At 41.7% G+C, this 25,773-nt stretch carries 27 protein-coding genes and 2 pseudogenes; 5 read left to right on the top strand and 24 right to left on the bottom strand.

Annotated features, from left to right (window positions below):
- Positions 1-59: 59 nt before the first annotated feature.
- The 16 genes and pseudogenes from E4T82_RS12715 to E4T82_RS12630 form a co-directional block, all read right to left on the bottom strand.
- Positions 60-254: an LPXTG cell wall anchor domain-containing protein gene (locus E4T82_RS12715; protein WP_245167457.1), complete on the bottom strand. Its 195-nt coding sequence runs from the start codon at positions 252-254 to the stop codon at positions 60-62.
- A pseudogene (locus E4T82_RS12710) lies at positions 251-346 on the bottom strand (Rib/alpha-like domain-containing protein); the annotation flags it as partial. The gene E4T82_RS12715 and the pseudogene E4T82_RS12710, both read right to left, overlap by 4 nt.
- A gap of 191 nt (positions 347-537) precedes the next feature.
- Positions 538-2,277: pseudogene (locus E4T82_RS00900) on the bottom strand (ABC transporter ATP-binding protein); the annotation flags it as partial.
- The gene (locus tag E4T82_RS00895) at positions 2,274-4,004 is read right to left on the bottom strand and encodes an ABC transporter ATP-binding protein (protein WP_135181027.1); all 1,731 of its coding nucleotides are present in this window, start codon (positions 4,002-4,004) and stop codon (positions 2,274-2,276) included. The gene E4T82_RS00895 and the pseudogene E4T82_RS00900, both read right to left, overlap by 4 nt.
- A gap of 508 nt (positions 4,005-4,512) precedes the next feature.
- Positions 4,513-5,790 (bottom strand): class II D-tagatose-bisphosphate aldolase non-catalytic subunit, encoded by a 1,278-nt coding sequence (locus E4T82_RS00890; RefSeq protein ID WP_135181026.1) that lies wholly within the window; start codon positions 5,788-5,790, stop codon positions 4,513-4,515.
- Between the two features lie 10 nt (positions 5,791-5,800).
- The gene (locus E4T82_RS00885) at positions 5,801-6,847 is read right to left on the bottom strand and encodes a PTS fructose transporter subunit IIC (protein WP_135181025.1); all 1,047 of its coding nucleotides are present in this window, start codon (positions 6,845-6,847) and stop codon (positions 5,801-5,803) included.
- A gap of 19 nt (positions 6,848-6,866) precedes the next feature.
- The gene (locus E4T82_RS00880) at positions 6,867-7,181 is read right to left on the bottom strand and encodes a PTS fructose transporter subunit IIB (RefSeq protein ID WP_135181024.1); all 315 of its coding nucleotides are present in this window, start codon (positions 7,179-7,181) and stop codon (positions 6,867-6,869) included.
- Positions 7,182-7,192: 11 nt separating this feature from the next.
- Positions 7,193-7,651: a PTS sugar transporter subunit IIA gene (locus E4T82_RS00875; RefSeq protein WP_135181023.1), complete on the bottom strand. Its 459-nt coding sequence runs from the start codon at positions 7,649-7,651 to the stop codon at positions 7,193-7,195.
- On the bottom strand, positions 7,638-9,527 hold the full coding sequence (locus E4T82_RS00870; protein WP_135181022.1) for a BglG family transcription antiterminator: 1,890 nt from the start codon (positions 9,525-9,527) through the stop codon (positions 7,638-7,640). The genes E4T82_RS00875 and E4T82_RS00870 overlap by 14 nt, the downstream gene beginning before the upstream one ends.
- Before the next feature lie 244 nt (positions 9,528-9,771).
- Positions 9,772-10,047 (bottom strand): abortive infection family protein, encoded by a 276-nt coding sequence (locus E4T82_RS00865; RefSeq protein ID WP_280842403.1) that lies wholly within the window; start codon positions 10,045-10,047, stop codon positions 9,772-9,774.
- 291 nt (positions 10,048-10,338) lie between these two features.
- Entirely contained in the window at positions 10,339-10,881 is a 543-nt protein-coding gene (locus E4T82_RS00860) for a hypothetical protein (protein ID WP_135181021.1), read from the bottom strand.
- A gap of 13 nt (positions 10,882-10,894) precedes the next feature.
- Complete coding sequence (locus tag E4T82_RS00855; protein WP_135181020.1) at positions 10,895-11,803, bottom strand: type II restriction endonuclease; 909 nt, start codon at positions 11,801-11,803, stop codon at positions 10,895-10,897.
- A gap of 2 nt (positions 11,804-11,805) precedes the next feature.
- On the bottom strand, positions 11,806-12,420 hold the full coding sequence (locus E4T82_RS00850; RefSeq protein ID WP_135181019.1) for a hypothetical protein: 615 nt from the start codon (positions 12,418-12,420) through the stop codon (positions 11,806-11,808).
- Entirely contained in the window at positions 12,417-13,214 is a 798-nt protein-coding gene (locus E4T82_RS00845) for a DNA-methyltransferase (RefSeq protein ID WP_135181018.1), read from the bottom strand. Before E4T82_RS00845 ends, E4T82_RS00850 begins: the two co-directional genes overlap by 4 nt.
- Positions 13,204-14,058, bottom strand: coding sequence for a DNA adenine methylase (locus E4T82_RS00840; protein WP_135181017.1), 855 nt, complete (start codon positions 14,056-14,058; stop codon positions 13,204-13,206). The genes E4T82_RS00845 and E4T82_RS00840 overlap by 11 nt, the downstream gene beginning before the upstream one ends.
- Positions 14,059-14,324: 266 nt before the next feature.
- Entirely contained in the window at positions 14,325-14,645 is a 321-nt protein-coding gene (locus E4T82_RS12630; protein WP_209304570.1) for a hypothetical protein, read from the bottom strand.
- Here E4T82_RS12630 and E4T82_RS00835 point away from each other — a divergent pair.
- Positions 14,562-14,789 carry a recombinase family protein gene (locus E4T82_RS00835; RefSeq protein ID WP_209304569.1) on the top strand — a complete coding sequence of 76 codons (228 nt, stop codon included), beginning with the start codon at positions 14,562-14,564 and terminating at the stop codon, positions 14,787-14,789. The two genes, E4T82_RS12630 and E4T82_RS00835, sit on opposite strands and share 84 nt — an antisense overlap.
- On the opposite strand, the gene E4T82_RS00830 is transcribed toward E4T82_RS00835, so the two are convergent.
- On the bottom strand, positions 14,749-15,495 hold the full coding sequence (locus E4T82_RS00830; protein WP_135181155.1) for a lysophospholipid acyltransferase family protein: 747 nt from the start codon (positions 15,493-15,495) through the stop codon (positions 14,749-14,751). The two genes, E4T82_RS00835 and E4T82_RS00830, sit on opposite strands and share 41 nt — an antisense overlap.
- A 95-nt stretch (positions 15,496-15,590) precedes the next feature.
- On the opposite strand from E4T82_RS00830, the gene E4T82_RS00825 reads away from it, so the two are divergent.
- Both E4T82_RS00825 and E4T82_RS00820 read left to right on the top strand, forming a co-directional pair.
- Positions 15,591-16,340, top strand: a complete 750-nt coding sequence (locus E4T82_RS00825) for a tRNA1(Val) (adenine(37)-N6)-methyltransferase (protein WP_135181016.1) — start codon at positions 15,591-15,593, stop codon at positions 16,338-16,340.
- A 7-nt stretch (positions 16,341-16,347) separates the two neighbouring features.
- Positions 16,348-16,605, top strand: a complete 258-nt coding sequence (locus E4T82_RS00820; protein ID WP_322783534.1) for a GIY-YIG nuclease family protein — start codon at positions 16,348-16,350, stop codon at positions 16,603-16,605.
- A 216-nt stretch (positions 16,606-16,821) separates the two neighbouring features.
- Here E4T82_RS00820 and E4T82_RS00815 read toward each other — a convergent pair whose 3' ends face one another.
- The 5 genes from E4T82_RS00815 to E4T82_RS00795 form a co-directional block, all read right to left on the bottom strand.
- The gene (locus tag E4T82_RS00815; RefSeq protein ID WP_135181015.1) at positions 16,822-17,229 is read right to left on the bottom strand and encodes a GNAT family N-acetyltransferase; all 408 of its coding nucleotides are present in this window, start codon (positions 17,227-17,229) and stop codon (positions 16,822-16,824) included.
- Positions 17,230-17,396: 167 nt separating this feature from the next.
- Positions 17,397-18,005, bottom strand: coding sequence for a DUF1648 domain-containing protein (locus E4T82_RS00810; RefSeq protein WP_135181014.1), 609 nt, complete (start codon positions 18,003-18,005; stop codon positions 17,397-17,399).
- Positions 17,992-18,270 (bottom strand): autorepressor SdpR family transcription factor, encoded by a 279-nt coding sequence (locus E4T82_RS00805; RefSeq protein WP_075098880.1) that lies wholly within the window; start codon positions 18,268-18,270, stop codon positions 17,992-17,994. Before E4T82_RS00805 ends, E4T82_RS00810 begins: the two co-directional genes overlap by 14 nt.
- A gap of 177 nt (positions 18,271-18,447) precedes the next feature.
- Complete coding sequence (locus E4T82_RS00800) at positions 18,448-20,013, bottom strand: DEAD/DEAH box helicase (protein ID WP_135181013.1); 1,566 nt, start codon at positions 20,011-20,013, stop codon at positions 18,448-18,450.
- A 330-nt stretch (positions 20,014-20,343) separates the two neighbouring features.
- Positions 20,344-21,252 (bottom strand): magnesium transporter CorA family protein, encoded by a 909-nt coding sequence (locus E4T82_RS00795; RefSeq protein WP_135181012.1) that lies wholly within the window; start codon positions 21,250-21,252, stop codon positions 20,344-20,346.
- Between the two features lie 130 nt (positions 21,253-21,382).
- Between E4T82_RS00795 and E4T82_RS00790 the strand changes: the two genes are divergently transcribed.
- Complete coding sequence (locus tag E4T82_RS00790; protein WP_135181011.1) at positions 21,383-22,165, top strand: hypothetical protein; 783 nt, start codon at positions 21,383-21,385, stop codon at positions 22,163-22,165.
- A gap of 258 nt (positions 22,166-22,423) precedes the next feature.
- Here E4T82_RS00790 and E4T82_RS00785 read toward each other — a convergent pair whose 3' ends face one another.
- Positions 22,424-23,968, bottom strand: a complete 1,545-nt coding sequence (locus tag E4T82_RS00785; RefSeq protein WP_135181010.1) for a peptide chain release factor 3 — start codon at positions 23,966-23,968, stop codon at positions 22,424-22,426.
- A gap of 189 nt (positions 23,969-24,157) precedes the next feature.
- On the opposite strand from E4T82_RS00785, the gene E4T82_RS00780 reads away from it, so the two are divergent.
- Complete coding sequence (locus E4T82_RS00780; protein WP_135181009.1) at positions 24,158-24,820, top strand: hypothetical protein; 663 nt, start codon at positions 24,158-24,160, stop codon at positions 24,818-24,820.
- Between the two features lie 322 nt (positions 24,821-25,142).
- Here the strand turns inward: E4T82_RS00780 and E4T82_RS00775 are convergent, their stop codons facing one another.
- Entirely contained in the window at positions 25,143-25,751 is a 609-nt protein-coding gene (locus tag E4T82_RS00775; RefSeq protein ID WP_135181008.1) for a TMEM164 family acyltransferase, read from the bottom strand.
- Positions 25,752-25,773: the final 22 nt, after the last annotated feature.

The following is a 25,773-nucleotide window of genomic DNA, read 5'->3' as shown; positions in this document are numbered from 1 at the left end:
TCGTCAAAAAAAGCTGAGTAAGCATTACTCAACTTCTCGCATTATTGATGAAAGACACCTTATTCGGATTCTTTTTTCTTGATTCCCATAAGACCAAGGGCTGTTACCAAGGCACCCATTCCAAGTACGGCTGTACCCGTATGCTCACTGCTACCTGTTTTCGGCAAGGTAGTCTTCGGCACAACTTTTTGCTGTCCTCCTTGAGGCTGTTCCTCATTCGTGTCCTTACCGTTAGCAACAACCTTGACGATCACAGCTTGCTACCGTCTGCGTAAGTCACGACAACAACTGCTGGCTTATCACCCACTGTGCTGGTATCGACTGGCTCTTTGTAAGCTACAGTTGCACCTGCAGGAACTGATACGAGAGATGCGCTGGCATCTGGAGTTGCTCCAAGATTTACCGTTTAGACTTGACCTGCTGGGTCGTTCTTGTCAGCGTCTGTTGAAGAATTTTTTCCTCTTCGGAGCGGTTATCTTCTACAATCACCTCAGCCGGAATTTCATCACTGTCGCCATTTGGATAGTTGATGACTACTACCACAGACTGCTGAATCGCCTGCATCTGGGCATAGATACCACCTAAGGCTAGTAGTTGCTCGTGGTTTCCTCGCTCGACAATTTCTCCCTTGTCCAGTACCAAAATCTGGTCTGCATTTTGAATCGTAGAAAGCCGATGGGCAATGATAAAGGTCGTCCGTCCCTCCTTGACCACTTCCATAGCGTGCTGGATCATTTCCTCGGTCTCTGTATCAATATGCGAGGTCGCTTCATCCAAAATCAAAATCTTGGGATCGGAGTAGAGGGTGCGAGCAAAGGCAATCAACTGCCGTTCCCCACTTGAAAAGGCGGCTCCCTTTTCGACTACAGGCTCATCGATCCCCTGCTCTAGTCGGCTCAGTAAATCGCTCGCTCCAACTTTTTCCAGAGATTCCAAAATCTTCTGACGATCCATTTCCTCGTCATTCATACTGACATTCGTTGCGATAGTACCGGTAAAGAGGTAGGGGTCTTGAAGGACAATCCCCATGTGACTACGGACACTTTCACGCGCATAGTCTCTGATATTTTGCCCATCAATAAAGACACCACCTTCTTGCGGATCATAAAAGCGATAAAGGAGGTTCATGATGGAGGTCTTACCTGATCCAGTATGACCAACAAGGGCAATGGTCTCACCTTTTTCTACCTCAAAGGAAATATCCTGCAAAATAGGCTTGCCTTCTTCATAGGCAAAGTGAACACGGTCAAAAACCACTCGACCGTCTGTCACGACCAACTCAGCCTCACCATCTTCTTCTACAGGCTCTTCCAACAAGGCCAACAAGCGTTTCCCTGTCTCCAAGGAACGCAGCATATTGGGAAATTGCTGGACTAGACGCCCCATCGCATCAAACACATCTGCGGTATAGTTGATATAGATAAAGAGAATCCCCGCTGTCAACTGCCACTGACCTGCTAGGAAACGCTGACCTGCAATGGTTAGGACTACGGTAATCACCAAGTACTTGATGAGCTCAGTCATGTTCCAAGTCGCAATAGACTGCGCCCAGATAATCCGATTTTCAGCCGCTCTCATCCTATTAGCAGTCTGTTCAAAATCCTGCATCACTGCTTCTTCTTGACCATAAAGCTGAATCAGGCTTGCTCCATTCATGGTTTCATTGACCTTGGTATTGATGTCACTTCTCGCATCATAAAACTCTTTCATGGGCTGGTCCGTCAAGCCTTTGTAAAAGACTTGCAAGGCATAAAATACCGGCAACAGTGCCAGTAACACCAAGCCTAAAATCAGATTCATATAGAAAATAATACCATAGGTAAAGACGAGACGTATCAGGCTATTAAAAATATAGACCAAGGTCGCATAAAATTGATTGCGCAGGGTTTCCGTATCATTGACAATCCGTGTCGCAATTTTTCCTGCTGGCTTATCATCAAAATAAGAAATGGGTAGCCGTTGCATTTGATCGTAGGCACGATTGCGCAAGATTTCCGCAATCCGATTGGCACAGTGCATCAAGATGCGCGTTGAAAGATAAAAGAAGAGGCCACCTATCACGTTTAAGCCCAGATAGGCTGCTAATTGCCAGAGAAAAGCTGCTTGATCAAAGGCCAAACCCTTGCTCAAATCTGTTATCGGTCCGTCAATGATGCGCTGCAAGAGAATCGGCGAAAGGCGTACCAAGGTTGACGCACCAAGATAGATGAGAACGCCAAAGCCAAACAAGCCCTTGACATGACGAATTTCTTTTAATAGGACAATGACTACTCTCATTCTTCATCTCCTTCCTGACTTTGCTGGCGTTGGTACTGCTCATAGTACCAACCCTCTTGGGCGATGAGTTGTGCGGGTGTTCCTTCTTCGACAATCCGACCGTCCTCTAGCACCAAGACCCAATCCGCATGATGCACCGCAGACAGGCGGTGGGTCACGATGATATTGGTCTTACCCTTGCGCTCCCGCTGGATATTTTCAATAATCTGACGTTCAGTTCTCGCATCAACCGCTGATAGGGAGTCATCTAAGATCAGCAGATCTGGATTTCGTAAGAAGGCTCGAGCAATGGAAATCCGTTGCTTCTGTCCACCCGAAATCGACACTCCGCGTTCTCCAATCATGGTCTCCATCCCCTCTGACATCCGCTCCAAATCCTTGGTAAAGTCTGCTGTTTCAATGGCTTGAACAATCTCCTCTAGTTGACTGCTGACCTTGCCGAGGGCGATATTTTCACGGACGCTTTTTGAAAACAGAACATGCTCCTGCGGTACATAGCCAATCTTTTGTTCGATAGATGACCGCTTAAATTCCAGTATTGATTGTCCATTGAGGGTGAAGTTGCCACTCCCGACTGGATATTGGCGTAAAAACTGGCGAATCAAGGTCGTTTTTCCAGAACCTGTCTTACCGACAATTCCGACTGTCTGACCTGCCTTCAAAGTCCAGGAAATGCCTGTCAAACTATTGCGCTCCGCCTGAGGATAGGAAAAATCGTAATTCTCAAAAACCAATTCCTCGAGGTCAGCAAGCAACACCCTGCCATCTTCTTCCATATCATCACCCGTGTCCACCAACTCCTGCAATTTCGCAAAAGAGGTCTTGCCTGTCTGATAGACCAAGATAAAGTCCGACAGCAGCCAAAAGGGTTCTAAGAGTGACACCGTGTAGAGTTGCAGGGCAATCACCTGACCGAGTGACACCTGTCCCCGCTCTAAAAAGATCGCTCCCATCCCTAAAATGGCTATGGTCGCAAGTCCCAGTAAAATGGTCGCTAGGGGATTGTACAAAGATTGCAACGCCATGATATTGTCGCCGCCACGAGCAAGCGCTCGGGTTCGCTCCTGAAACTTACGCTCCTGCCGTTCTTTCTTGCTGTAGGCGCGCGTGACACGAATTCCTTCAACCACTTCCAAGACCTCATCATTGAGACCAGCGACTGCTTCACGGTTGACTTCAACAGCCTTGTCCTGCTTTTGACCGACAAAGTAAATGGCTGCAACCAAGACAGTCATCGGAATCAAGGCCACAAGGCTAATCTGCCAAGAGATGAAAAACATGGTCGGAATGATAAAGGCAATCATCCCACCAGCATAGACGACAATCATGAGCCCGTAGCCCACCATGTCCATCAAGCCTTCCACATCCGTTGAAAAGCGGGTCATTACATCGCCCGAGCGAAATTTCTCATAAAATGGCGTCCGCATGACCACCAATTTCCGAAAAGAACGCTGCTGCATATCAAATTTAAACTGCACCGATGACTGGAACAACTTCAAATGCCAAATGTAGGCCATCACATAGGTCAAAATGGTCACTCCGAGCAACCGCAGCATATCCTGCATCAAGCCCGCTCCCGTCAAGCTCCCCTGACCAATCTTGTCCACCAAGCCCTGAATAATCTTGGTCGGTATCAACAAACACGCATCATAAACAATCAGCATAATCGCAACCAGTAAATACAGCCACTTGTGCTGCTTTACATAGCGAAAAATCAATCCTATCATTTTCTCCTCCTTAAAATCCCATCGTCTTTCCGTTTTGATTTTGTACAAGTCAAGACGCGTAAACGACATAGCAAATCAAAACGAAAAGACTCGAAAGCATACAAAAAAAACCGAGATAGAACAGCTCCATCCCGAGTCCCTCAAGTCCACAAAAAGACACTAAGACTGATACTTAGAAAGGAGGCTATTCTGAAAAACACAACTGTTCATTCCAACACTGTTGACCATTACAACATTACTCATCAATACTACATGGTTGTTCATTGTTTTTTCTCCTTTCACTAAGATACGAGGGCGTTTGAAAAATAGGAGACTGACGATGTGTCCCAGGACACAAGGACGTCTATCTTTTTTCCGAGCTTTTAGCCCGAGTTCAATTAATCGTTATATATCTACCATTCTAACAGAATATATAAGGATGTCAAGAATTACTTTGATTTTTTGGAAATAATTCGTATTCGGATAAGCCAGAAAAAGTCGGGAAGCTCACTCCCAACTTCTCTCTCGCTTATTTTTGTAAGGCTTTGATACGGCTCGTTACCCCTTTTAGATTGTAACACTCCGCATAATCCCGAATCGGACGCTTAATGTGGTCAATGACATAGCGTTTCCCGTCAATATGATAGGCTGCTAAATTGGTATATAGTTTCTCGATTTGTTCCTTGACTTCCACGTCATTAAAGGTATAATGACCTGCTATGTCTAGGATTTCTTCTTGCAACTCCTGATTGCCTCCTTCTAAGATTTGCTCAACCGTCAAATCTTTCTGGTCTCCCATCATCCACTTTCTCCATCGCTCACTTTGAATGGCATGTAGGAGAAGGGTTTGACGAATGGTTGACGGTTCAGAAATCAAGCCTTGCTCGACTAATATTTCTTCGACTTTTCCTAGATTGAGATAAGCCCGTGTCTCCTCTGTTCCATATTGAGGAGCTACATTGGTTGCGGTAATCGCCGATGGGATATGCTCTAGCAAGGTAACATCATCGAGATAATCCCCATTATGCTCCTTCAACCCAACACCATATTTCTTGGCCATCTGTGCCAAATCATAGGCATTTTGGAAATTAAAGTGGCCAACTTGTTCCGTCTTACGTGTCAAGGTCCCTGTCTGACCGACAATAAAGGTTGGCATCGGCAACTGGCGTTTGCCTAACTCTTCCTGCAACCGTTGAATGAAGGTTTCATAGGTCTCCGTAGAAGTCAAACCACCATTTGTTTCTTCTGTTCCAACCTCGTAGCCAATTTCTGGCAATCCGCGTTTTTTACGCTCCTCTTCACAGAAGGCAATCAAGTCAACCGTCCGATCCAATACGACATCAAGTGGAATCACCTTGCCAACCTCAAAAGGATCCTTAGTCGGGTCAATCATCAGCAAATCAAAGCCTGCTTCAATGTCTCCCACATAGGACTGCTGGCCTAGGCGCATGGCTTCCTCTACTGGTAAATGATCATTTCTTTCTTTATCCCGCTGCCAAGGACCACCATGGTCTCGGCAAAGATAATAGAGATTATCATAGCCAATTTCTTCTGCCACTTCTTCTACTGCTTTGGCAAAGCTAAACTGGTTCCAGCCATTGACATAGCCTCCACCTAATTCATCCAAATCGACCTGATTTCGGCTAGCGATAAACATGACCGGATAGTCATCTTCTTTTGACAATTCGAGCGTTGCCTGTACACAATTGCGTGACATAGGGCCAATCCCTAACAAGGTGGCAGATTCTCCCTGACTTTGCAAAGCTAGCAAGCCTTCGACGACTGATTTAATGGACAATTTCGACATAGTTTTCTCCTTATTTTACTTCTTCATCCGCTAGATTTGGTTTTGTGAAGTGGATGATTGCAACAGATACCAGCGTTCCAATCAACATGGCAAGGAAATACCACAACTTCCCGTTGACAACTGGCAAAATAATCAAGCCTCCGTGCGGTACCAGTGCTTCAACATTGTTCATCATGCCCAAGGCACCACCCACAGCACTTCCAATGATAATCGCTGGCAATACCCGTTTCATGTCTTTTACTGCAAAGGGAATCGCCCCTTCTGTAATACCGATAAGCCCCATAAAGAAGGCTGACATCCCCAAATCCCGATCCTCTTTGGTATATTTTTTCCGATCAATAAAGGTTGAGATGGCAACTGCAAGCGGAGGAATCGCAACCGCGATTCGGTGAGCGCCATTTGGTGCATAGATACCTTCTGCCATCAGAGCAAGTGTAAAAGCTGTCGCTGTCTTGTTGATTGGGCCTCCCATATCAACAGCAGTCATCGCTCCAATAATGAGCCCAAGTACAATGGCACTGCCCCCTTGCAATTCACCTAGAGTAGCGACCAGCCATGTCATCGCTGCACCAATCGGAACAGAAATGACATAAATGTAGAGCATTCCCAATAAAAAGACGGTTAGAATAGGGATGATTAAGATAGGCATCAAGGTACGAATGGTTGGGGTTACTTTCCAGGTTTTACACCACTTTACAAAGTAACCTGTCAGCACACCTAGCAACATCGCTCCTAAAAAACCAGTCTTAACTTGAGCAGAACCGATTGGATTATTGGCAACATAACCCAAAATCATGGCAGGTGCAAGAGCAGGTTTGCCTGCGATAGAATAGGCGATATAGCCTGCAAGTAGCGGAATCATGATGGAAAATCCTGCCACTCCCAAATCCAGCAAATCCTGCATGAATTGGCCGCTAACTTCCATTCCTCCTTCACCAGGCTTTCCGGTCGCTAAGGATAGGGCAATAAAGACCCCACCTACGACAACCGAGGGCAGCATATACGATACCCCAGTATTAAAGGCTTTTTGCAAGTCTTTCCACAATGTCTTCTCCATGGTTATTCTCCTTTTGTGTTTATAGTGCTTCTGCTTGGTCTAAGACCTGATCTGGATGACGGATGGCTTCGCCTGGATCAACCAGCAACACCTTGCCTTCCTCACGCTTTTCATCAAAGCGATCCTGACCTTCAATCTCAACGGCGATGGCTAAAATCACAACATCTGCTTGATCAATCTGATCTTGCTCCAATTCCTGCTCAATGCCCATGCCTCCTTGTGTCTCCACTTGAACCTCATACCCCCGCTTCCGACACTCTTTTTCAATTGCTTCTTGAGCCATATAAGTATGGGCGATGCCTGTCGGACAGGCTGTTACAGCAACGACTTTCATACTATTTCCTCCTAAATGTCTATCGAACGCAATCGTTCGAAGAGAGTTGTTTTGTTACCAATGCTTAGTAATTGATGACGAAAGTCTTCGTCTAGCAATTTTTTACTGACTTGCGAAATAAAGCGCAAGTGTAATTTTTCTGTTCCCGTCTGAGGAACTCCGATGAGAAAGATGAGCTGGACCGCTTCCTCGTGTCCTTGTGTCCACTCAAAGGGCGCTCCTGTCCTTAAAAAAGCAATGAAAGGTTTTGCAACTGCATCTGTTTTGCCATGAGGAATGGCAATCCCATATCCAATCGCTGTCGGCACCTCTTCTTCACGCGCCAGCACAGCATCCATAAATATAGTTCCGTCTGTCACATATCCCAGCTGATGTGCCTGAACTGTAATCGCTTGAATCACTCCTTTTTTCGTTGCCAACTCCTCATCCATAAAAATCAATTCTTCATGTAGAATACTATGCTCTTTCATACACAATTTTTAAAACCTCCGTTCTATTTTTCGCATGGCGCAAAGCAGTCAGCCTTTCATCTGTATGAATCAATTCATAAATACCAGAGATGATTGATTTGGTCTTGGACATATCACTGGGGCTAATCCCAATAATAAAAATCAAATCAACAAAATAATCTTTCCATTTAAATTTTTTTGAACTCTTTACAATCGCAACAAATGTCTGCTGTACCTCTTGCGGTTTTCCATGAGGAATCGCAACGCCAATCGGCAAATCTGTATTGCCAAATTCTTCTCGGTCTAACATGGTCTGTTGAAAGCCCTCTGTTACAAAGCCTCTATCTGCTAAGGTATGACTCAAGGCTTGAATGGCCTCTGCCGAAGAATGATAATGATCGTGATAAAAAATAAGATTCTCTGACAGATAGGCAGCTAAATTGGAAGGCTTTCTCTTTGAACTGAAAGATGTTCTAGTCGTGTGAGCATTCAGAAGCTTTGATAATTCCTGCTCACTGATTAAAGGCGAAACGAAATAAATATGCGATGCTTTCTGCTGTAAAGGAATCGTTGTCAGAATGATATCATAGGCTTCCAAGTCCAACTGGGCCGCCTCCATCGATGAAGCTACCTCCACCTTGTCAAGCGATGGTAGATTATTTTTGATCCGATGAATCAATAATTCAGAAGTGACAATTCCAGTTGAACAGACCACCAGGATTTTGCGACTCACTCCAATTTTTTCCAAGGCTAATTGGAAGTAAATGGTTAAAAAAGCAATCTCATCTTCATTAAATTCCTGACCAATCGTTTCACTAAAATCTGAAACAGCCAGCCATAAGACATTGAAGACAATCGAACATTCCAGTTTTATCTGCTCGGTAAAGGGATTTTTGACAAGGGTATGCGAGCGTAAGCGTGACAACATGGGTGGAATATGCACTGTCAATTGTTCTAGTAGAGTCGTATCGTTTGAAAAATCGACATGTAAAGCCTGAGAGACCCGTTCAATCAAGCCCGTCACTAGCTTACTATCTACATACTGCCTTGGCATGGGTTCAAAGCGATAGAGTAGCAATTTTTGAGAAAGATACTCCACATCTTCATTGGCATATTCTACATCCAACCTGAGAGAAATCTTATGGAGAATCCTCACTGCACTATCCATGTAAAAGGCATCTGCCTTCTGATGAAACAAGGAGGCTTTTCCTACACTATGCTCACCTTGGCTCAGTTGATAAACTTGAGCAATTAGAAAGGTTAGACAATGCTGGATATAAACTTCTGAGATGGCATGGACATTTTCCCTAACATAGGTATAGAGTACATTGGAACAAACCTGAATCATCTCTCTAGTATAATAAGGAAGCAGACTATTGATAATATCCGGCGTCTTCGTCCCATTTGCAAAGTCATTCTGTTCAATGATATATTGGTTAAAATTTACAAATGCTGTGATCTTGTCCTCTGTCGTTGGAAAGACCAATCGAGTTCCATGGTGATTACTTAACAGCTCGCCACTCGTTCCACGAAGTAGCATCAAGGTAATCGTTTCTAGATCTTGCTTGATGGAACTTTTACTGACAAAGTATCGCTCTGCTAAATCATTAAAGCTCGTTTGCTTGTTTTGAAATAACAAGTCTTGCATGATATCAATACGGCGCGTAACTTGACAATCATGAACATCTACTCCCTCCAGTAAATCTTCAGAGCTCACTAGGGAGATTCCTACGCCTCTCCGTTTTTCAAATACGATTCCCCTCTGTTCTAGATGACGAATCTCTTTATGGATTGTCCTCACCGAAACACCTAGCTTACTTGCAAAATAAGCTGCTTGCTTGGGACTTCGTTCTCCTTTCATCATTCTCACTAATTTTATCTGTCTTTGGGTAAGCATTTCTCACCTCCATCATCACTCAGCGCTGCTTGCTTATATACAAATTGTAACCGCTATCAATGTCTTTGTAAATAACAAAAAGCTGCAAGAACTTCTTGCAGCAAATCAGACACCGATTATAACATATGACTTGAGGTCTGTGATCAAAAAAACTCGTACAAAACGAGTCTGACGTTCAGTAGTCAAAATCATCTAAATTCACACACCTCATAGAAGTTAAAAACGGCAGTTGTCCGTTTTTTTTTTATCTATATTTTCTCTCAGAATAAGTATTCCATATAAAATTTATTAAGGTTATTGACGAATTAACAACTAAAGTATCGTATCTTGATGGTAGTTCTTTGAAAGCAACCCTCTTTCCGTGACCATCTCCCTTATCATTTCGAAGGTTATTTATACCACCTATTATTTGATTTAATCCGCTCAAAACTCGTTTTACGTCATCGTTATTCTTAGCAGAAATATTATGACTTGTATCAAGATTTAATAACTTGAATACTTTCTTTTGAAGAGTTGAAATATTAGTATGTTTAGTATTTATTTAGTATTTTTTGTTAGCATTTGTCTTAATGTAATGTAGGCGGAAGCGACCTCCTTCGGAGTTCCATTCCTTCCTGGCAAGCCTAGCTCTTGCCAAGCCTCTCACACTAAAACGTAATCGTTTTAGTGTTTTCACCACTGCGGAAAGTGCTAGCTGTGACGACTTCGCCGCCTGTAATCATTGCAGAAAATACCAGCAATGGGACATTATGAAGCAACCATATATGGAAGGCAAATGAATGGTAACACCGATACAATTTATCTTACTATTTTAAAACCAAATCATTATAGCAGAGTTACTATATTCAATATTTTCTCGATCTAATATATGTTTGAAACACAACTCCAACAGTTCCTTTGCTTTACCGATTGAATTTGAAGGAGATTCTTTTATCATACTCAGCATAATTGAAATTTGCTTATCTATATAAGAACTATCAAAGTAAGAAGACAAGTTTTGTGTAATCTCTGAAAAATATTCAGTAGCAATATCTGGATAATATAGAAGACGTTTCTTGAGTCTTTCGAATCGAGTATTTCTTTCGTCGTTTTTCTCCAATGATGATTCCGGAAGATTTTCATAGTATTGAAGTAAATCTAAAGATAATTTTAGGACTAAGTCATCGAGATCTTCATCTATAAATGTTTCAAAAGATTTTCCTTTCGATAATTGATATTTTCCTTGAATATCGATAACTATAGAGTCAAAAGTGAAACTGATAATAGTCGAATTAGAAAAATCAAGAACATACCCTCTTTGATTAAAAAATACCTTAATAAAAGATTTATCTTTAAAATCAATCTTCATTGCCATATAGCATCATGAGTTATTTCTTAAATAGTTCATATAAAAATTCCTCTTTCAGCATACTCAAGTTAAAAACATTTTGAATATGCCCAAAAGCTTCCGAGAGCGGTAAGCGAGCAGTTTTCCAACCTTGTCCGTCTGTTACCCAAACAAATTCAACATCATCTTTTGAGTTTTTAACAAACTGACTAAGTTCAGTAAATTCACCAGCAACAGCCTTAAGCTTGCTTCCACCACCGCCATAGTAATTTGTTTCAATAAGCCAAACTTTATGACGCTCCTTAGAATAAACAGCGACATCAAAGCGTCGCTCCGATTTATCAACAGGTACCTCAATATTCCAATTTGACTTAATGAATGGAGCGGTTGCTTGAGCTTTCCATTCAAGTCCTTGTTCTTTAGCTATCTTCGCAACATGCCGCTCTAAGATCCCCTCCATAGTTGTACCGCTACGATTTTTACGAGCGTTACTATCCAAGCCAGCTTCAACTCCATAAACATAATCTACTAGAGAGCGATTTGCTTTATTTTGGAGAAAGTTAAGCAAACCGGATTGTTCTGCAAAATCAACATAATCTACAATTCGGTCTTTAGTTATCTTAGAAAAGTTTAGCCTCTCAAAACTCATTTCATCACTATCATCAATACTTAATATATCCAAGATTGTATCTCGACTAGCAATCAAACTTGGAATAGCTTTTAATAACTCTGGTTGTTTAGTGAATAACATCAGGGCTTCATTATAGATGTCTTTTTTACCGATTAGATAATTTAGGGTATTTAATTCTATCTCAAATTTTCGTGTCTCTCGTTCAACTTTCGCCCAATTAACATAGTATTCTGGCGTTCGATTAGTAATCGATAATGAGTTTAGAAAGATAGATAATCTCTCATCTGGTGTCCTTGTTATATAATTTTGGAATGTCATTATTAGTTTTCCTCCTTTAATGGTAGCGGTAACCCAATTACATCCAGTGGAATAAAATTAAAATAGTATTTACAGCCAACACTTATTATATAGTCTAAAACATCTTTATATCTAGATTGCTCAAACCAATCTTTGTCTAATAAGTAGCTGTAGTTCGCCTCTTTGTTCAAGGGAGAAAACAATTTTTTATATTGCTTTAATTTAAAATCACAAGTTTGCAACTTCTCATCAACACTTCCGCCGCCACTTTGCGTTTTCTTTTCGATAATATAGACAGTGTTACTATTAATTACGAATATTGCTTCATCTGGTAGTAATTTAGCTGATATAATTTTAGTGTAATCGTAACCATCAATTTCATCAAAATACCTATAGAGGCCATCTTTTTGAAAAATTTGTCCGACCTCTTCACCTAAAAAGCTAATCTTCCACCGAAGAGGTTTCGAACGTAGTTTAGTGCCTCTAATAATTGTCCCGTCGTTTCTCCTTGTTGTATTATAGTCTATATTTTCAATACTATAACCTGATTGTTGATTTAAGAATGTTGGGAAGTCCGTCTTTAATTCGAAAGCTAATCCCGTTTTAGTATTTGCTCCTCCAATACCGCCTTTTTTCATATTTTCCTTTCCAATCTTAACTTAGCTATTTTTAAGTAATCTAGTTCAGCATCAATCCCAATAAATCTGCGACCTAATTTCTTTGCTACTACTCCTGTCGTTCCACTACCAACAAAAGGATCTAGAATATAGTCATTTTCTTTTGTGCTAGCTAAGATTATTCGCTCTAAAAGATATTCTGGTTTTTGGGTTGGATGCTTGCCAGCCCATTTTTCTGATTTTGCTGTTAATCCACCCGTCCAGACATCTTTCATCTGCTTTCCGCCATTCAGCTCTTTCATCAAATCATAATTATAGTAGTGACGAGCTTTTTTGTCATCTTTTCTTGCCCAAAGAATCGTCTCCGTAGAATGTGTGAAGTAGCGACACGAAAGATTAGGTGCGGGATTTGTTTTCTGCCATGTTATATTATTCAGTATCTTGAAACCTTCTTGCTCTAACGCCATTCCTACAGAATAGATATTGTGAAAACTTCCTGAAATCCAAATAGTTCCATTGGGTTTTAGAGCTTGTTTAGCTAATCGAATCCAGCGACGATTAAAGTTATGTTTTTCTTCAAGTGATGATATTTTATCCCAGTCCCCCTTATTAACAGAAACAACTCGTCCTCCCGAATTTGACATCCCTCCATTACTCAAAAAGTAAGGTGGGTCGGCAAATATCATATCCATGCTTTCGGACTTCATTTTTTCTAAAAATTCAAAGGTATCGGCATGAACGAGAATGGCATTTTCTTTATGGTAGTATGGCTTGGTCATTAAAATACCTCCATACTTATATTCGTTATTTGACATAGTTGGTTACAATAATTTCTGAAATTTTTCCACGACTGGAAGATTTAGCCCCATTAGTTCGAATAGCTTCAATTTTATGAATGTTAAAATCCTTATATAATTCTTCAACTATTGGACTTGAAGAATTAGAGAGCATTACGAATGCGCCTTTTTCGTTTAATTTCTTAAAGCAATCCCGTAATCTTATCTGGTCATCATAAGAAAAACCTTCGTGAGTATAGGACGTAAAAGAACTTGTCTCAGAAAGAGGAATGTACGGTGGGTCAAAATAGACAAAATCTCCACACTTTACAGCTTCAACTGACTTTTCAAAATCTCCTGTCAAAATCTTAATATTGTTACTATTTAGATATTGAGAAATAGACAAAATCAAATCACTGTCAACAATCTTAGGATTTTTGTACCTACCATAAGGTACATTGAACTGATTTTTTGAATTAACACGATATAAACCATTAAAGTCAACTCGCAACATATACATAATGCGAGCAGCACGTTCCACTTTGGTCATTGTATCAATCCTGCCATCCCTATCGACAGAGCGTAACTCTAAATAATATTCTTTAGAGTTATTCTCTTTGTGTCTAATCAATAATTCAATGAGCTTTTTAGGACTCTCCTTTATCTGCTGATAACAGTTGATAAGTTCATGGTTAAAATCATTAATAACTGCTTTTTCTGGAGAAAGTTCAAAAAATAGTGCCCCTCCACCAATAAATGGCTCAAAATAACTATTATAATTGTCTGGTATAAGAGGTTTAATAGCTGGAAGCAGTTGACGCTTCCCGCCAGTCCATTTCGTAAAAGGCTGTAAAGCCGTTTGATTTTTTTGTAATAATTTCATAATGACATTATACCACACCATAAACAAGGTTTGAAAAATTACCTTATTCCAGATCCTCTACATCATAAATCTCCGTAACAGTCCTATCCCCAGCAAAACATTCTTTATACTTATTCAACTTCAAAAATTACTTTTTGCTTCTTCCATGAAAAGTGCAGACGCAAGCAACCTCCTTCGGAGTTTCATTGCTACTTTTTGAGCCTAAGGTCTCAAAAAAAGTCCGTTCTTATCATAATGATAAGAATACCACTATAGCGAAAGAAGCGTTAGGAGGCTAATTTTGATTTTGAATGAGTCTTAAATGTATCCAGCAAATTTCGGAAGAAATCATCATTAGTTTCAATCTGTGGAATCTCTATTAAGACTTTGGCTACATCGGTTAAATAAAATGCACTATATTCAAAAGTTAAATCATCATCAGAATCAGTAGTAAAGCCAGACTGCCACCGAATCGAAATTGGTTTGAAGCCTATTTCCGCTAGCCGCAATGTGGAGAAACTGCCATATTTAAGGACAAAAGAACTATTGACCTTCCAAGAAAAGATTGGCTGATTTTCAAAAATATTCATGAAGCGATTATAGACCAAGAAACTTTCGATATTATCCAGAAAAAGCGAGTCAAACGGATTGACTCGCTACTATTAATCTCTACTGCTAGGTGTCAGCTCGTACGAAACGAGCTTTTTTCATTTATTTATCCAAATTCGTATCTGGTTTCCAGACAAAACTAGCTAGATAGCTAAAGAGGTAGGTCAAGCCCAAGATAAGAGCAACAAGGATTAGGACTGGCACACGGTAAATGAAGGTCCAGTAAGGCAAGCGTTTCTTGCCTGTCTGGGCAGAGCAGGCAAGGTCGTCCAAGCGATTAAATTCTGTCTCAATGCGGTTGGTGACTTCTGCGATACCTGCATCATCCAAGCGTTTAATATCTGAAATATCGATTGGATTTCCAAAAGCAACATCAATCCGATCTCCCAACAATAGATTTTTCAGGGACATTGGTCCAATGTAGGTTGCAGGCATAATCTTAACCTTGGCAGTCTTTGCAATGACAGCTACACCACCCTTTAATTCACTGGAATGGCGACTACCTGATGGGAACATCACCAAGGAACGATTGCTTTTTTTCAACATTTTGACGGGGTATTTAATAGCTGCAGTTCCCGGATTATCCCGGTCAATGGGAAAGGCACCACACTTACTAATCCACCAACCAAAGCCTCGATCCTTGAACAATTCTTTTTTAGCCATAAAAATAAACTGTTTAGGTGCTGAAGCATAGCCTAAAAAGACAGGATCCCAAAAGGTTCGATGGGGTGCTACCAAGATATAATTTTGATCTGGAGGCAAAATTTTCTCCCTATCATGATAATGAATATTGCCATTGACAGCCCATAGTAAAAAGACTAATAAACTTCGTAGGTAGGAATAAAACATCATACTCTCCTTTGCTAATTTCCCTCCTATTATACCATATTTTGGAAGCTAGCAAAGATTTTTCATCCGCCGTAACAATATGCTATAATAGATGAATGAACAAAGCACTATTACAAGCTGGAGAGAGGATTGATCAGCTCTTTTCCACCGATGTCAAGATTATACAAAATAAGGAAGTCTTTAGCTACTCTATTGATAGCGTTCTTTTATCGCGCTTTCCAAAATTGCCCCAAAAAGGGCTTATCGTGGATTTATGTAGCGGAAATGGGGCAGTCGGTCTCTTTGCTTCTACTCAAACCAAGGCCAAGATTACTCTGATTGAAATCCAAGGACGCTTGGCAGATATGGCAAGACGCTCGATCGCTCTCAATCAATTAGAGGAACAGGTCGAGATGGTGCATGACGATCTCAAACACCTGCTAGATTATGTGCCACGTTCGCAGGTCGACCTGATTCTCTGTAACCCACCCTATTTCAAGATTGAACAACAACCCAACCTAAAAGCCAGTGAGCATTATGTATTAGCCCGCCATGAAATCACCACCAATCTAGAAGAAATTTGTGCGGTCAGCCGTCATGCGCTCAAATCAAATGGACGCTTGGCTATGGTACATCGACCCGATCGCTTCCTTGAGATTATTGATACCATGAAGGCTTATAACCTAGCTCCCAAGCGGATTCAGTTTATCCACCCAAAGGCGAATAAGGATGCCAATATGCTCCTGATCGAGGCTATAAAAGACGGTTCTTTGGAGGGCTTAAAGATTTTACCGCCTCTGGTTGTTCATCAAGCAGATGGAAACTATACAGCAGAAATCGAGGAAATTTACTTTGGAAAAAGCTAGTCATTATATGTATGTCCTCACCTGCGCAGATGGTAGCCTCTACACCGGTTACACGACAGACCTTGATAAACGGATTGCGACCCACAACAGCGGAAAAGGCGCCAAGTACACCCGCATCAAAAGCCGCAGACCTGTTGAGCTTCTCTACTACGAACGTTTTCCCGATAAGCCCAGCGCCATGTCTGCTGAAGCCCTCTTCAAGCGCAAAACACGCCAGCAAAAATTGCACTATATTGCAGAAAACCTCACTCCCAATAAGGAGTGAGGCGTTTTTATAGTTGCATGAATGAGCCTATACTCGTCAAAAATCAAATTCTGACTAGGCAATGAAACCGCAGGTAGAACTGAAGTTCTCCAAGTTGAGCTGACAACCAATCGTTTTGATGTTTGAAGAGTATTAAGTCAAGGAACAGTGACACAGGCAGTACTTGGATACGGCAAGTCAAAACGGCACTGTATCCAAGTTCAGTCAATGATTAGATCATTTCAAATAGGTATAGGCTACGCAGTCTAGTTCATCAACTGCTCTAAATCCTAGGGATTCGTAAAAAGCCTTTGTCTTTTCTTCTTTTCCTGTCAAAAGATGTAGTTGATAGATATTCGGATAGATTGCTAGAAGCCTCTCCATGAGCTGGCGTCCAATGCCCATTCTCTGATAGTCTGGCAAAACCAGAATATCTTGCACGAATACGATCGAATAGCCATCACCGACAGCCCGTATCAGTCCCACGAGCCTTTCTTCATCAAAAGCAGCAATGACCTGTAAACTATTTTTCAGGGCCTGTTCTAACATCCCAGCTTGCTCGGTATAATTGCTCCATTCAACTGCTTCATAGAGGGCGAGCACTGCTTTCATATCCAATTTTCCTTGTGTCGTATAAGTAATCATCTTCTTCTCCTTTTTATTGGTAATCGTTTAGAGTGATGATGCTTTGTCCAAATTCCTGATTCCCATCTAAACCTCCTTATTTACTGATCTTCTTATCTATATCTGCTGTCTACTGCCCTATTCCTCTCTCATATAAAATGAGAGTACAGAAGAGGTTGAACACTGGTCTAAAGCCTATTGCTCGTGCTCCTATAACTCTTTAACCCCACACATATACTCCAGCTGATGACAAGAACTATAAAGACTATTCCCACCATCAGAGATACAATCGGGGCAAAAAAGAGGCTGAGAAGAAGAGCGAACGCTCCGCTTATAAACAGATAGGCTGTTTTCTTTCGATCCATCAATGTTTTGGAATCTGTCATACCTGCCACATCTTTTGGCAGATAGTTTCCCAGTAATAGATATATTAGTGCCAAAAGGGCTACAACTAGGCGCCGAACATCTATCTGATTGCCTGCATTATACACCAAAATCAGTCCCGTTTCAAGCGTTGTAAAGATAGGGATTACCCACTTCACCACCTTTGCGACAGGAAGTCTCCCACTCTTTGTCACATCAAGACCGATACACAAGGCAAGGTGGACGACAACTAACAAAATAGGAGTTAAAACGAGCGCTATCCATTTGTCACTCATCTCATTTGCCTGACTATCAATTCCAAAATGTGTGTATAAGACAGCTGGCAGCTGTCCGTAGTAGATAAGGATTAGAGCCAATGGTATCAAGAAGATACTGCTGGTTACAATAAGCAATTTCCAATCAATTTTTTTCATCTGTTCCTCCTCCAAAGCTGGCAATCCAAACCAGCACTTCTTCAAATACGGTATAGTTTAGTCGGTAATAGATAAAATTCTTCTGCCTTTCTTCTAAAATGAGACTTGCCTTCTTCAAGACAGATAAGTGGTGCGATACCGTAGCACCACTTAAGTGAAATAGCTCTACAATCTCACCTGCAGACTTGGGACCCGACTTCAAGCTATCCAAAATCTGTCTACGAATCGGGGCTGAAATTGCCTTTAAGGTTTCTGATAATGCCATATCGTCTCCTTTCATTTTCTATTTAGGAATATTTCTAAATATCATTCTACTCCCTTTGTTTGGTGATGTCAAGAACTATTTAGAAAAAAATAAAAATAGCTCTCGTACTCTATAAAAATCAAACAAAAAGAGAGTGGGACAGACACTCATGATGTCTATCCCACTCTCTAAAACTTCCTACTTATCTCCCTTATTGCGAATGACAAATCCTGCCTTTTTCTCGCTTGAAATACGTTTGCGTGGTTTTTTGTTGTCTTTTCCGAAATGGTCACGGTCGTTGAAACGACGCTTTTCCTTGTAATCATGACGACCACCACGACGATCCTCTCCGCGGCGATTATGTGATGATCTGTTGCTATTCTTGCCAGATCGACCACGACCGCCACCTTTATCACCTGGGACATACTTAAACGGCAATGGTTTTTCGCGCGCAATATCCACTTCTGGCATTGATTCTGGATCTTGTACGGTCAGACTTAAAATGTACATCGCCAACTCTTCTGGCGAGAATTCACTCGCAAGTTTCAGAGCATCCTTACCAAATTTAGCAAAGTTCTTGCGGATTGTTTCATCTGCAAAATCACGTTCGATTTTCTTCAGAGCAATTTTTTTCTTGGCTTGAAAGGCTTCTTCTGCTGTCGCAGGTTTCATGCCAGTCATGCGTTTCTTGGTCAAATCCTCAATAATCTTGAGGTAACCCATCTCATTAGGTGAGACAAAAGTAATGGATTGACCAGTTTTTCCTGCACGACCTGTTCGACCGATACGGTGAACATAGCTTTCAGGGTCTTGTGGAATATCGTAGTTGTAGACATGGGTCACCCCTGAAATATCCAAACCACGAGCCGCAACATCCGTTGCAACTAGGACATCTAGGCCACCTGTCTTGAAATCACGTAGCACACGTAGACGCTTACTTTGATCCAAGTCACCATGAATGCCTTCTGCACGGAAACCACGAATCTTTAAACCACGCGTTAATTCATCCACACGGCGCTTCGTCCGACCAAAGACGATTGCTAATTCTGGCTGAGCCACGTCCATAAGGCGGGTCATCGTATCAAACTTCTCCTGCTCTTTGACACGGATATAGTACTGATCGACCAGTTCCGTTGTTAGCTCCTTGGCCTCAATTTGCACATGCTCGGGATTATTCATAAACTGAACACCGATACGTTTTATCGGAGCTGGCATGGTCGCTGAAAAGAGGAGGGTTTGACGGGCTTCTGGAACTCGGGAGATGATCGCCTCAATGTCTTCTAAGAAGCCCATGTTGAGCATTTCGTCAGCTTCATCTAGGATAAGCGTCTCAACATGATGGAGTTTCAAAGCCTTACGTTTGATCAAGTCAAGGAGACGACCGGGTGTTCCAACGACGATATGAGCGCCTGACTTGAGCGCCTTGATTTGCTTTTCAATACTTGAGCCTCCGTAGACAGAGCGTACCTTGACACCCTTGCTACGCCCGAATCGAAAGAGCTCTTCCTGACTTTGAACCGCCAACTCCCGCGTTGGGGCAATGACCAAAGCTTGAATCGTCCCCTCGTCTGTACGGATTTTTTCAAGAGTAGGCAGACCAAAGGCCGCTGTTTTTCCTGTTCCTGTTTGAGCCTGACCAATCACATCCTTGCCTTCAAGGGCGAGTGGAATCGTCTTTTCTTGAATCGGACTTGCCTCTACAAAGCCCGCTGTTTCGATTTCTGCTAGTAAGTCAGCAGATAATTGGAATTCATTAAATTTCATATTCTTCTTTCTAAGTTGGGAACATCCCAACATCACCAATGGGACATCCGCCCTCGTCTAAAAATAAAAACCGTCTAACACTCTTCGAACATCAAAACGAAACTTTGTCAAGAGTCTTGATGGACAGTTTTTAGACATCATTCTGGTTCAAGAAGTGGAGCTTATTTCCCATATATACCATTCTGTTGCATGCAACCTACCTAGTATATCACAAAGCGGGGGCAAAAGATAGTGAAAGTTATTATTTTTCTTACAAATACATGTTCATCCTTCTCTCAACCTTCTCTAAGAACATTCTTAAAAATAAAAAAATGACCAAAAGATCATTTTTCATCGTTTATTCGCCACCCATTTTAAAATCTGGGCAAGGACAACCCACAAAACAGCACTGAGAATAATGATATAAATCCAGGCGCGGTTATCATCGGTCCAAGGAAGCGGGACATTCATGCCGAAAAAGCCTGTAATAACGGCAATAACAGCTAGTAAAATGGAAATAATAGTCAAGAGTGTCAAGTTATCATTCAAATTGTTGTTCAAGACATTGTTGTAAGAACTGGACAACTGCTGCAAGACCTGAGAAACCAAATCAGTCATGGCAACCAACTGCTTGGCTTCAATCATAGCATCGTCAAATTGTTCATTTTCAATCTCATCAAAGCCACGGTAAATAGCATGTCCTCTGATATGCTCAAGCAACATCAGATTTTGCTTGGCTGCTGCAAGCAGGTAGACCATACTGGTTTCCAAGTCAGACAGGGCAAACAAGTGCTTTTTGGTTGTCGTTTGGCGCAGCAGCATATTGATTTCATCCTTGGTCTTGTCCATTTTCTCAATGACAGGATAGTAGGAATTACTGATCAGCTCGATACTGGCAAAGAGGAATTTATAGACGGTGACAGGCTCATGGTGTTCGATGTAGCGAACCATATTACGCGTCACATAGGCATTATCCTGGTCGGTAATGGTAATGAGACGGTCTGTTTGGACAATGAAGGTCATGGGAATGGTTTCATAGTAGTCCTTTTCGCGCTCTAAATCAAGGACATTGTAGATAAAGACAACTGTCCCGTCTTCACGATTATAGTCCATGTGGGCACGTTCATTCTTATCCAGTGCATATTCGACTGTTTCCGTATCGATATGGTATTTTTTATATAATTCTGGCGTTTGGTGCAGACTCTCGGCATCGAGGTTAATCCAAGACATGCCATTCTTCAAGCTTTTTTCAATGAACATTCTCCACCTCCACTTTTTCTTCTGTCTTATTATACTATAAATCCACTCTAATCGTGCTTTCCAAAGACGATATTTGACAGAAAAAAGGGGATATGGTACAATATTCAAGTATCAAACAAAAGGAGTTTTTATGGAAAATCAACAGTTAGACCCTCTTGCAACAATGGTCGAAACCAACAAGAAAAAGCGTAAGCGTGTCTTGAAAATTGTTTTCGGAATTATCGGAAGCCTCTTTTTAGTAGCTGCCGTTGCTGGATTTATCTTCTATCGCAATGGAAATATTACAGGTGATTGGGAAAATCCAAAGCTTGCTGCGGAAATACGAAAATCCGCTATTCAGGAGATTGGAAGTGGTTTTGAGGGCTTGAAGCTTGACCCCGAAGAAGTTGTTGGAGACACAGGCGTAACATTTGAAGTCAAGGACAACAAAGCAGTCGCTACGACCTATTCCACCATTAATAAAGATGCTTTTCTAACTGCTTTTGATAAAGCTGTCCAAGAAGAATATACTAAAGTCATTACACAAGTCGAACAAGAAGCGCAAAAGTATGGAATCAGCAAAGAAGATTTGCTAAAAGAAGCATTTGGTGAAAACTATGAAGCGAAAATCAAGGAAGGCTTCCCTAAGCGTGAAGAAGTTGAAAAACAACTCGATGACATGATGACCAAAGAAATAGCAGATAGTAGCCAGGGCCAGTATGATTCTGCAACTGGTAAATTCTCTGCTGTCTACTTTGAAGGGGAAGTAAACCCACTCACTCACACCATCAAAGTCACCAAGGTCAATACTGGATCTGCATTTGCGTCATCTGCTTCCGATTTCCAAGTCGGAGACATTCTATTGTATACACATAGCGGTGATACCCTCACCTTTATCGGTGACGAAGAATACCCATTTAAAGCTATGAAATAAAAATGATTGAGAGAATTCTCTCAATCATTTTTATTGTATCGTCATTTCGTTTATACCTAAAGGTAACCACAGCTGTAATCGGCTAAAGCCGAAACAGCTGCCTATCTTTTTCGCTTTGAGTTTTTTACGCTCTCGTATCTTATTTAACTGAACTCGGGCTACGAGCTGTGCAAAAAAGATAGATTTCCTTGTGTTCATCGAACACCTCGTCAATCTCCTATTTTTGCTTTGCTCGCTTCACGCCCTCGTATCTTAATCCTACATCTTCTCTTCCAGTACTACATCTGGGTACTTGTCCGCAAACCAGCGCAGGGCAAAGTCATTTTCAAAGAGGAAAACAGGATGGTCGAAGCGGTCTTTAGCAAGGATATTGCGGCTAGAGGACATCCGCTCGTCCAACTGGTCTGGAGCAATCCAACGCACGGTCTTTTTCCCCATTGGCGTCATGACCACTTCTGCATTGTATTCATTTTCCATACGGTGTTTAAAGACCTCAAACTGGAGTTGTCCGACCGCTCCCAGCATATACTCGCCTGTCTGGTAGTTGGTGTAGAGCTGGATAGCCCCCTCTTGCACCAGCTGCTCAATGCCTTTGTGGAAAGATTTTTGTTTCATGACATTTTTAGCAGAAACTTTCATGAAAATTTCAGGAGTAAAGGTTGGTAGCGGTTCAAATTCAAACTTGTTCTTGCCAACAGTCAACGTGTCTCCGACTTGGTAGGTGCCTGTATCATAGACCCCGATAATATCTCCTGCCACGGCATTTTCGACATTCTCCCGCGCTTCCGCCATGAACTGGGTGACATTGGACAGCTTCACTTTCTTGCCTGTCCGCGTCAAATTGACATCCATTCCGCGCTCAAACTCGCCTGAAACGATACGAACAAAGGCAATACGGTCGCGGTGACGAGGGTCCATATTGGCTTGGATTTTAAAGACAAATCCTGAAAAATCATTGGATAAAGGCTCCACCACTTCCCCGTCTGTTTTCAAATGTCCATGCGGTTCTGGCGCAAATTGCAAGAAAGTTTCAAGGAAAGTCTGCACCCCAAAGTTGGTCAAGGCAGAGCCGAAGAAAACGGGTGTTAGTTTTCCTTCTAAAATCGCTTCTTCCGAAAATTCATTGCCCGCTTCGCTCAAAAGCTCAATGTCTTCTAAGACCTGCGCGTAGAAAGGATTGCTGCCAAAGAGGGCTTCGCCCTCATCAAAACTGGCAAAGCGCTCCTCACTGCGGTAGAGTTCCAAACGCTTGTTGTGCAAGTCATACAAACCTTCAAAGGATTTTCCCATACCGATTGGCCAGTTCATCGGAAAACTGGCAATGCCAAGGACTTCTTCTAATTCTTCCAAGAGGTCAAGTGGTTCCCGACCGTCTCGGTCTAGCTTGTTGATAAAGGTAAAGACTGGGATATTGCGGTGTTTGACAACCTCAAATAATTTCTTGGTCTGGGCTTCAATCCCCTTGGCTGAGTCGATTACCATGACCGCAGCATCAACCGCCATCAGCGTCCGATAGGTATCTTCTGAAAAATCCTCATGCCCTGGGGTATCAAGGATATTGACCCGCTTGCCATCATAGTCGAACTGCATCACCGAAGAAGTCACCGAAATTCCCCGTTGTTTCTCAATGTCCATCCAGTCAGACTTAGCAAAGTTTCCCGTCTTTTTCCCCTTGACCGTACCAGCCTCACGAATCTCCCCACCGAAGTAGAGCAACTGCTCTGTAATCGTGGTTTTCCCCGCATCCGGGTGGGAGATAATAGCAAAGGTGCGGCGTTTTATTATTTCATCTTGTAGTGTCATCTGTTTCTCCTTGTTTATTATTGGTTGCTTTCTTTGTTATTCACTTCCTACATCGGACAGCTCCTTTTTTCTCTAACCTATCTAGTATAGCTGATTTTAACCATTTTTTCAATGATTTGCTTGGGCACCTTTTCGCTTAGATATTTCTATGCTATACTAGAATATATATATAAACGAAAGGACTATCTTATGTATCCGGATTTTAGACTTCTTGCGCTGTTCACTGTCTATTCTTATATTTTTTTCATTCCCTTCCTCGTCTTTGGATTTTCCTTTCCGTGGGTCCAGAAACATCCCAAACTCGGACTCTTGCTTCTCTTCTTTATCACTCCACTACTTGGTTGCCCAATGTTGCTAATCTTGTTTTATAAACTATTTTCAGGAGATAGCTATTTCTTATACTACTTTGGGCTCCTTGCTATCATACTGATTATTTGGACTATTTTAAACTACAGTAAGTGGGGACGCAGCCATATCCGAAAAGTTGCACTTTATTGCTTGGTTACCATGCTGAGCATTGCCGCTATTCTCTTTGGACTTTACCACAATCCAACAGTCTATCTCCACAATGTATATTTTAAAACGAGTTCAGTAGAGAAAACTTACTGGAATAAGGATATCCTCAACCTCCTCAAACAGAATGAGGAACTCATTGCCTTAGATATTTTAGATAGAATTGACAAGGTGGAGTCCATTGACTTTCAAGATGTGAGGGAAGATCCTGAATCTCGACGCTTGGAATCAGGCAACTTACAATTCAACACTCGCATTCTCATCAATGGCCAACGGGAAATTTATTATTCATTTAATCTAGCTCCTAAACATACATTAAATGAGCCAGATATTGAATGAAACGATTGGTCACTCGAAAATACTGGATTGAAATTGCGTGAACCTACAACTGTCCATTCCTATACCTACCAATCCTTGGATTCAAAAGAAGTACAAGAAAAACTCACTACTATCCCGATTCGGTATTATTTAAAATCAGATATTTATAAAGATTCTTTCCACAAATAAAGAAAACCACTCTGATTAGGTGGTTTTTCTACTATTTCTTGCTTGCTTTTCAAACTACGAACGAGCCAGATTTTTCAAAACAGAGTGATACAAAAGAAGCTCGTCAGCTCCTTTTGTATTCTGGTTTTTCAACCTGTCGAGATTCCTGTAGCACTTAGAAGAGTTTTAAGAAAGCTGTTAGAATGGCTGTAAACAGGAGTGTTTCAATCACGTAATTCCATACCAAGCCATAATCGCCACCTGTCACCACATCGACCAGCAAGATGAAGGTATTGACCCCAAAGGTGATCGCCGCAATCCTTCCTGGACTTAACTGGTAAGACGGTTGACGCAAGAGGTAGTTCAGGGCATTTCCTAAAAGAGCCAAATGACCGACGATAAAGGAAAAGATGGTCACATGAAACCAAGGAAAGGGGTCAAAGACAGGATAGATCAAGGCGCACATGGACCCGAATACCCCTATCAAAGAAAAATACTCCTTGTACGCTGCATCATCTGGAGCCAGCAGTAGGACAAACATGGCCATGCGACAATGGTAGAGCGGTAGCGATTGGGAAATCGGTACCATAGTGGCAAGATACCAGCTGTAAAGCAGTATCAATTGGAGAACCTGCATTCCTTTAAAAGTCCGCTGCCAGGCCTTGTTTTCATGGTATTTGATTGCTCCAATCACTACCAATAGGAGGCTGAGCAGGAGCATACTATGCCCAACAAGCCCCAGAACAGGGGGAAAACTGGGCTGATTACTAAAAAATTCTTTCATTGTTTTTTCTTTTTATGCTACT

The organism is Streptococcus cuniculi, assembly GCF_004570575.1.
In the GTDB taxonomy this organism is placed as follows: domain Bacteria; phylum Bacillota; class Bacilli; order Lactobacillales; family Streptococcaceae; genus Streptococcus; species Streptococcus cuniculi_A.
Note: the sequence above shows the minus strand (reverse complement) of the source record. Positions and strands in the feature narration are given on the sequence as shown.

Bases quoted from the DNA above. Each gene is read 5' to 3' on its own strand.
- E4T82_RS00895 (WP_135181027.1), bottom strand. From the start codon at position 4,004: ATGATAGGATTGATTTTTCGCTATGTAAAGCAGCACAAGTGGCTGTAT.
- E4T82_RS00890 (WP_135181026.1), bottom strand. From the start codon at position 5,790: ATGTCGAAATTGTCCATTAAATCAGTCGTCGAAGGCTTGCTAGCTTTG.
- E4T82_RS00885 (WP_135181025.1), bottom strand. From the start codon at position 6,847: ATGGAGAAGACATTGTGGAAAGACTTGCAAAAAGCCTTTAATACTGGG.
- E4T82_RS00880 (WP_135181024.1), bottom strand. From the start codon at position 7,181: ATGAAAGTCGTTGCTGTAACAGCCTGTCCGACAGGCATCGCCCATACT.
- E4T82_RS00875 (WP_135181023.1), bottom strand. From the start codon at position 7,651: ATGAAAGAGCATAGTATTCTACATGAAGAATTGATTTTTATGGATGAG.
- E4T82_RS00870 (WP_135181022.1), bottom strand. From the start codon at position 9,527: ATGCTTACCCAAAGACAGATAAAATTAGTGAGAATGATGAAAGGAGAA.
- E4T82_RS00860 (WP_135181021.1), bottom strand. From the start codon at position 10,881: ATGGCAATGAAGATTGATTTTAAAGATAAATCTTTTATTAAGGTATTT.
- E4T82_RS00855 (WP_135181020.1), bottom strand. From the start codon at position 11,803: ATGACATTCCAAAATTATATAACAAGGACACCAGATGAGAGATTATCT.
- E4T82_RS00850 (WP_135181019.1), bottom strand. From the start codon at position 12,420: ATGAAAAAAGGCGGTATTGGAGGAGCAAATACTAAAACGGGATTAGCT.
- E4T82_RS00845 (WP_135181018.1), bottom strand. From the start codon at position 13,214: ATGTCAAATAACGAATATAAGTATGGAGGTATTTTAATGACCAAGCCA.
- E4T82_RS00840 (WP_135181017.1), bottom strand. From the start codon at position 14,058: ATGAAATTATTACAAAAAAATCAAACGGCTTTACAGCCTTTTACGAAA.
- E4T82_RS00830 (WP_135181155.1), bottom strand. From the start codon at position 15,495: ATGTTTTATTCCTACCTACGAAGTTTATTAGTCTTTTTACTATGGGCT.
- E4T82_RS00825 (WP_135181016.1), top strand. From the start codon at position 15,591: ATGAACAAAGCACTATTACAAGCTGGAGAGAGGATTGATCAGCTCTTT.
- E4T82_RS00820 (WP_322783534.1), top strand. From the start codon at position 16,348: ATGTATGTCCTCACCTGCGCAGATGGTAGCCTCTACACCGGTTACACG.
- E4T82_RS00815 (WP_135181015.1), bottom strand. From the start codon at position 17,229: ATGATTACTTATACGACACAAGGAAAATTGGATATGAAAGCAGTGCTC.
- E4T82_RS00810 (WP_135181014.1), bottom strand. From the start codon at position 18,005: ATGAAAAAAATTGATTGGAAATTGCTTATTGTAACCAGCAGTATCTTC.
- E4T82_RS00805 (WP_075098880.1), bottom strand. From the start codon at position 18,270: ATGGCATTATCAGAAACCTTAAAGGCAATTTCAGCCCCGATTCGTAGA.
- E4T82_RS00800 (WP_135181013.1), bottom strand. From the start codon at position 20,013: ATGAAATTTAATGAATTCCAATTATCTGCTGACTTACTAGCAGAAATC.
- E4T82_RS00795 (WP_135181012.1), bottom strand. From the start codon at position 21,252: ATGTTCATTGAAAAAAGCTTGAAGAATGGCATGTCTTGGATTAACCTC.
- E4T82_RS00790 (WP_135181011.1), top strand. From the start codon at position 21,383: ATGGAAAATCAACAGTTAGACCCTCTTGCAACAATGGTCGAAACCAAC.
- E4T82_RS00785 (WP_135181010.1), bottom strand. From the start codon at position 23,968: ATGACACTACAAGATGAAATAATAAAACGCCGCACCTTTGCTATTATC.
- E4T82_RS00780 (WP_135181009.1), top strand. From the start codon at position 24,158: ATGTATCCGGATTTTAGACTTCTTGCGCTGTTCACTGTCTATTCTTAT.
- E4T82_RS00775 (WP_135181008.1), bottom strand. From the start codon at position 25,751: ATGAAAGAATTTTTTAGTAATCAGCCCAGTTTTCCCCCTGTTCTGGGG.